Annotated in this window: 3 protein-coding genes; all 3 read right to left on the bottom strand. The window is 64.0% G+C overall.

Features of this window, described 5'->3' with window-relative positions; translation table 11 throughout:
* Positions 1-881: TIGR03752 family integrating conjugative element protein (locus ACF8K2_RS24140; RefSeq protein ID WP_392468131.1), on the bottom strand; the 881-nt coding region annotated here is incomplete at its 3' end.
* A complete protein-coding gene (locus tag ACF8K2_RS24135) occupies positions 871-1,677 on the bottom strand; it encodes a TIGR03749 family integrating conjugative element protein (protein ID WP_392468128.1) in 807 nt (268 codons plus the stop codon). The genes ACF8K2_RS24135 and ACF8K2_RS24140, both read right to left, overlap by 11 nt.
* Positions 1,677-1,778: DUF2895 family protein (locus ACF8K2_RS24130; protein WP_392468118.1), on the bottom strand; the 102-nt coding region annotated here is incomplete at its 5' end. The genes ACF8K2_RS24130 and ACF8K2_RS24135, both read right to left, overlap by 1 nt.

The following is a 1,778-nucleotide window of genomic DNA, read 5'->3' as shown; positions in this document are numbered from 1 at the left end:
AGGTTGTCCGGCCCCACCAGCACCTTGAACGGGTAGGGATCGTTTACTGTGCCGTCCACCGGCACGCGGCCGATCAGCGCGGTCATGGCGATCGAGCCCATCAGGGTCGAGTTCTCGGGGATGGTGTATACGGGTTTGGCACCCTCGGCCCGGTCCTGAGTGTTTTCCAGGTCGCGCTCGCCCTTGGCCACTGCACGCAGATGGTCTTGGCCGCGGTCGATCGCGTTGTTGTCCAGGCCATGCAGATCCTTGAATTTCGACGTCAGCGACGACAACGGCCCCTCGGCTTTGCTGGCTCCCTCCTGGCCAGCACGTGCATTGGATGGCTCGATCCACTGCAGCGCATCCGCCGGCGGTTGGGCCCCGGAGAATTGTTGCTCGTCACCCGGCTCGAGACCGAAGCCCACGGGTACGTCGGAATTCGCGGCCGGCTTGCTGGTGAGTTGGTCCTTGAGTCGGGACAGCAAGCCCTGGGTCTCGCGATGCTGTTGCTCGGCCTTCTGCCGGGCATCGTTGGCCTGCTGGCGCTGCTCGGTGACCTGCTGGGTGACGCTGCTCAGCGTGCTCTGGATCCGACTGTCGATGTTGCCTTCGCGCGTGCGCAGGCGGTTGTTCTCGGTCTGCAGGATCTCGTTGCCTTTCTTCAGCGACAGCATCTCGCTGCGCATCGCCTTGACCTGGCCGATCAGCGTTGCCACGGTGTCACGCGGCGTGTCGCCGGCGATGCCGAGGGCCTTGGCTTGTTCCGGACTGAGGGCAGTGTTTTCGGGATCATGGGCAGGTTGAACGTCTGGCGTAGACACCCAGGATTTGCCGATGATCAGCACAATCCCCAACAGGACCGCAGGCACCAGCCATTTCAGCAAACCGTTAGCTTTCATGATCGGCGGCCTCCGGTGCAGGAGGTGGCAGCAGCAGCGCGTGCTTCAGGTCGCCGCCGCGGGTGACGAGGTACGCCACGGTGGTGTCTTCAGGTGTGCCGGCGTGCCCCAGATACTCGTGCTGGAAGGTGGCGGCATACAGTGTGGCCTGCAGGTGACGCGGGTCCAGCGTGACCTTGGCCGGCCCACGATTGATGATCTTCACCGCAGTCACCCAGTAGTCGCCCAGTCGCCAGGCGGCGAGCCCCTTGATGGACACGTGTTCAGTTGGCAGGAGTGTGCTGAATCCTGAGGACTCGCCCAGCGGGACCCGACGCACACCAGGCAAGGGCGCCACGGTGCGCAGCGGCGCATACAGGCTCTGCGCCGCATACCGGGTCAGCACAACGGGTACCGGCGTCGCTGCAGGGGCTGCGTCCGGCTTGGTGTCCACGTCCGGTGTCTGCGCCTGGGCCACGATCTTGACCGGCTCAAGCGACTCGCTACCTTCGAGCGCTTCGATATCGATCAAAATGATGTCCCCCGACTTCACCGACTGCAGCTGGAGTCGGGTCGGGGGGATGGCTTCCGACGCACGCAGGTACACTGTTCCACCGACCGATTGCACCCGCAGCTTGCTGGCGATCGCGCTGGGTAGCCCGACGCGGACATCCTCATCCAGCATCATGATACGTTCCTGATCCACCGTCAGTGGTACGGCCAGCGGCAGGCGGTCCCAGTACTTGACCTCGACGGCGGTTGCGGCTGAACACCACCCGGCCACCGTCACCAGAATCAGGATCAAAACACGCATCATCACGCACCTCCAGGCAGCGTCAGCTTCTGCGGTGTGCCTTCGTAGCAGTCTAGGGCCAGGCCCCATTTGTTGTGTTCGGGGTCGACGTCGAAGCGCACCAC

This window comes from Pseudomonas sp. xss_2, from assembly GCF_043104195.1.
GTDB classification, from domain to species: domain Bacteria; phylum Pseudomonadota; class Gammaproteobacteria; order Pseudomonadales; family Pseudomonadaceae; genus Aquipseudomonas; species Aquipseudomonas urmiensis.
Note: the sequence above shows the minus strand (reverse complement) of the source record. Positions and strands in the feature narration are given on the sequence as shown.

Coding starts and splice junctions, on each gene's coding strand:
- ACF8K2_RS24135 (WP_392468128.1), bottom strand. CDS start 1,677: ATGATGCGTGTTTTGATCCTGATTCTGGTGACGGTGGCCGGGTGGTGT.